A 4,873-nucleotide genomic window follows, 5' to 3' on the forward strand; every position below is an offset into this window, starting at 1 on the left:
ACATGTTTCAAGTAAGAGTAATATATGAATAAAAAAACCTTAAAAAAGGAATAGAAATATTCCTTATGAGCTGTTTTAATACAAACGCATGAAGAAGCATTGAGGGGTAGAAGAAATAATATTATCAGTTCTGTCCCTTTATGAAACTATGAAAAATAAAGGGATTAAGAAACGATTATAAAATATGCTTCTTTAGGGTTATCACTGAGGATATCAAAAAATCTCATGTCAATTATCATTCTTTGAAGTCCAAAGCTCCAGTTTATAGCAGAGCACTCTAGATGGGTGATTAAGACAACTGGAAAGAGAAAAGTGGAAAAATATTTTTTCCACTTTTCTTATTGTCTATTGGATTCGTCCACTTGCATGAGCAAGCATGGTATAAACTTTTCCTGTATCTGATATCAGGTATTTACGAACTGAGCTAGAAGAACCAGCACTGCGCGATATATCACGCAAGAGCTTTTCGAAATCCGCAACGTATTGATTCACTGAACTTTTAAACTCGAAATCGCTCAAATATTTTTTCTTAATCATTTCAAATATTTTTTTTCCACTCAAGGTATAAAGGTGTTCTGTTACGATATTTCTTTGTCCACGTTGATAATGATCCCATAGCTCAACAATGGCACTGTGATTAATAGCTTGCACTATACCTGATGCTAATGCGTTAAGAGAACTGTTTGCAGGACGCGATTTTGTTTGCACGGATGTTAAAACAGCATCATTGAGGGTTTCATCATAAAATGATTCTTCACGTGAAGCTCTTTCTAAGAGATTCGATACCCATTTACTAGGTCTTTTTTTGCTTTGATCTTGTTGCAAAACAGGTTTAGGGGGTATGATCTTTTTAATGGACACAGGGAAACTATCACTTCTCTTATTAAGCATTGATGATGTAGGAAATGCCGATATTAATTGTTCTTTTGTGCTCTTTTGATCATTTTGTATAACACTGACGAGATCCTTTAATGCTGTAATTTGTTCGTTCAAAGCCGTACGAATTGTTTGGGTCGTTTCTTTTGTTCTTTCTGGAAGTTTTTTAGCATTTTCATGAATATCATTGTTAATCTTTGAAAGCTCTAAACGAACTTCATCCGCGGAGCGACGTATATCTTCTGCTGCTCCTGAAAAACGTGTTGACGCTTCACTAATGAGCCTATTAAGGGATTGTTGTAATGAATCTGTGGCGTTACGCGCATTCTTATCAGAGCGCTCAAGTGCTAAGTTGAATATTTTTTCATAATGCTCAATCATTTGATTAATTTCATGAGATTTTGAAACAAGAGCATCGCTTAATACAGAAAGTGTAGCATTCTTTTCTTCAAGTGTTGAACTTAGTGAATTTTCAGACTGTTCAAGAACCTGAACAGTTTGCGAAAGTGTTTTTGCATGTTCACCAAAACTGCTTGTTATATGATTAATTTGTTCAAAGGTATTTTTTGAGAGTTCTTGCAGAATTTCAACATTATTATTGAGTGCTTGATTGGAGGTTGATAAACACTCTGCTACTTGATTCGTATTGCGGAAAAAATTGTTTGCAGTTTCATTAAACTGACCATCAATATTCTGAACGGCCGATAATAAAACATGACTATTTTCCTGGAAGTTATAAATTGATTGATTCAACTGTTTTAAGATGGATGAGACATTATTAACAAGCTCTTCCTTCATAACCGTTACTGTTTGAAGTGTTTCAGAGTTTGCTTTGTTCAAGCTATTCACTAAAGATTCATTATGTGCATAAATTCTTTGTTCAGCATCTTGTGTGGAGAGAGAGAGTTGTTCACCAATATGCCGCGTTAAAGAATCAATAGATTCTGTTGTATTTTGTGCTGCTTGATTTAAGTGATTTGTCAGCTCTGTTATTTTTCCAACATGTTCTGAAATTTGTGTTGCTGTCTGATTCCTCGCGTCTTCCAGACGGCTTGTTACATCAGAAAGCTGGTATCCTAAATTGTTTTTAAGGCTTTGCATAGAGTGATGAAGAATATCACAACGCTCATTAAGGATTTGCTCTATTGCTGTTGTTGATGTGTGAATTGTTTCATTCAATAATGCTTGTGCATTATGACTGGCTGTTGCGAAAGCTTCGACGGTATGCGCTGTTTGTTCAGATAGAACGGACAGAACTTTTTCACTGGTATCATAAACTGTCTTCTTAACGTTTGATACAATGCGATTGCCTGACTCTGAGAGAATATTTTCAGCTTGTGCGGTAACATTCGTAACAGATGAGAGAATTTGTTCAGTCGTAGAAGAAAGAATATCAGAAGCTTTTATAATCTTATTATGCAGGTTATCCGTGACTGTATTAACTGAATCTTCTAAGCTAACACGCATATTGTCAACACTGCTTTCCAATGCTTGTTGAATTATCTGACTTTGCTCATTATTAAGCATGAGAGATGTTTTTAATGTGTCAGAACGTTCCTCAATAACAGATGTCTGCAGATCGATGGCGTCACAGACTTGACCAAATTTTTCAGATAATGTTTCCTCTAGCGTTGTTGTCCGTTCAAAAATTTTGTGTGCACGATCCTCTAAATTTGTATCGAACGACTCCATACGTGTTTCAAGGGTTTCAAAGAAAACACCACTCGATTGAGAAAGAGTATTTTTTAAGATTTCGGCATGGCTTTCAAGGTTTTTGATATGATCTTGAACCGTTTCAGTAATGTTTTTGTTATTAGCGGCAATTGCGCTCTCAACTAAATCTATTTGTTGTTTCAATGCAACATCAACACGTATATCACTTTTTGCGATGAGATTATGGATTGTTTCCATGCGTTGCTCGAGTGTGCGTGCTTGATCAGCAAGAACTTCGTTGAGAGAAAAACTATTAATTGCTAAAGAGTCACGTAGAGCATCGGCACGGATATCAATATTTCTCGCTTGTGCTTCTAAAGCATCTTGCGTTGTATTACAGCTTTGTACAATGACTTCTTGTAGTTTGTCAGTGCATTGAATGATATTTGCAATATGATTTTCCGCTTGTTTATCAACAACTTGAGCATTGTCAGTCAAAACTTTTTCGATATGAGAAGTATTTTGGGCTAAGACATCAATCTGATTTCTTAATGCATCAGCAATTTTATTTTTCTCGTTATCGAGCATGTCTGCCATGAGAGCTCGTTGATCGGAAAGTTGCAATTTAAAATCTTGTGAACGTTCTTGTATGATATCAACAATGGCATTGTCGACATGTTGAATTTCTTCTCTCAGATTTTCTTTACTTTTATCAATTGCAGACAGAATAGCTTCACGCCCATTTGTAAACGCATGGGTAATGTCCGCTGTTTTTTCTTGGAGGTTTTCATTTATTTTCAAGACATGAGCTTCCAAGAAGTCACCAAGTTTTTCAGCATTATCTTCTAAAACTTGACTGCGCTCTATAAAGGAATCAATGATAGAGTTACTGTGTTCTTTAAGAGAAAGATCAACCGCTGCTAAACGTTGTTCAAAGGCTCCAATTGCTTGCGAGGCTACGTTATCAAATTGAGAAGAGAGCTTATATGCTTGGTCATCGAGCTTTAAGATTTTTTCATCAAAATTCTGTAGGGATTGATTATTGCGATCAATAAGAGCTTTATCTAGAGCTTTAAACTTTTCATCGACAGTGTGCAAAGTTTGATCTGTTACGGCTTGTATACGTGTTGCAATTTTAGCAACATGCATTTCCGCTTTTACGGCTGTTTCATTAAAGGTTTTTTCTATTTGTTTCTCGTTATGATCAAATTGTTTTGCAAAACCATCAAAGTTTTTTCCTAATTCATTGAAAAATTCTGTGTTTTTCTGCTGAATTTGTGTTGTTGTTTTGTTAAATTTTTCAACAAGCTGATTTGTTACACCATCACCCGCATAGGAAAGTTTTTCAACAAGATCTTCACCTTGTTTTTGTAAAGTTTGAGAAAGGGTTTGTGCAAGTTTTTCAACATTGGTTACAATTTTAGAAGTAACCAAGCCAAATTCATCACTCAGTTGTTCTTGGGTACCTTTTATTGTTGATTGTACGCGATCGGCATGGTTCAAAATAGCTATGCGTTCATTACTCAATTCTTTGATCAGTGTATGAATGCGTGATTCATTCTCAGCATAGGCTTGTTCCAGATTGTGAACTTCACCTTGTATGATTGCTTCAAGTTCAACAGCACGTCCGAGGGTGCGTTCGATACCTTCGTTCATTGCTGCTACTTCTTCACGAATGGTTTGCCCTATAGCAATAGCTTGTTTTTCAGAGAGATGTTGTGGTTCACTAAGACGTTGTGCAGCATTTGTCATAAGGATGGCAATATTATGCAATTCGTTTGAACGTTTTGTTAATTGAGCAACGCCCCAAGATATAAGGATAGGAATTGCTGTTCCAGCTGCTACAGCGAGCCCTGTTGGGGATGTCACAAAAGTGCTGATACTGGATAAAGAGCTTAGTCCGGTAGGGGCGAGCTTATGCGCAATAAAAGCCCCCCCTGTTGCCCATAAAGCACTAAGTGCTGTTGTATACCAGTAAATTCGAGAGGAAGAACGTTGCTTTAAGAGTCCAAAATTTGCAGGGGTCGTTAGATCATCATTTGCAGGAAGAGGTTTTGTTGACAGCAATGTATTATGAACCGTTCCCCCTGAAATATCAGGGGAGGGTTTTGGAGCAAAAAGCTGTCCAACAACGGATTTGTCAATAACAGCATCATCATGAATATTAGAGACAAAAGTTGAAGTACCGTTTTCAGCAAAAAACTCTTCTTCTGCCATCGCAATTTTTTGAATCAAATCATCAACATTAACGATATTTTCAGAATTATTAAATGATATCGTTTCAAATGCCGTGTTATCGAAATCAAAGTTCATCGCTTTTGTAAGGGCGTCTTCAACTTCAACT

1 protein-coding gene is annotated in these 4,873 nt (G+C 36.4%); it reads right to left on the bottom strand.

The window, feature by feature from the left end; translation table 11 throughout:
• Positions 1–345 precede the first annotated feature (345 nt).
• Positions 346–4,873: hypothetical protein (locus BN338_RS03735; RefSeq protein ID WP_039759171.1), on the bottom strand; the 4,528-nt coding region annotated here is incomplete at its 5' end.

Origin of the sequence: Bartonella queenslandensis AUST/NH15 (assembly GCF_000312585.1) — a bacterium.
Taxonomy (GTDB): Bacteria; Pseudomonadota; Alphaproteobacteria; order Rhizobiales; family Rhizobiaceae; genus Bartonella; species Bartonella queenslandensis_A.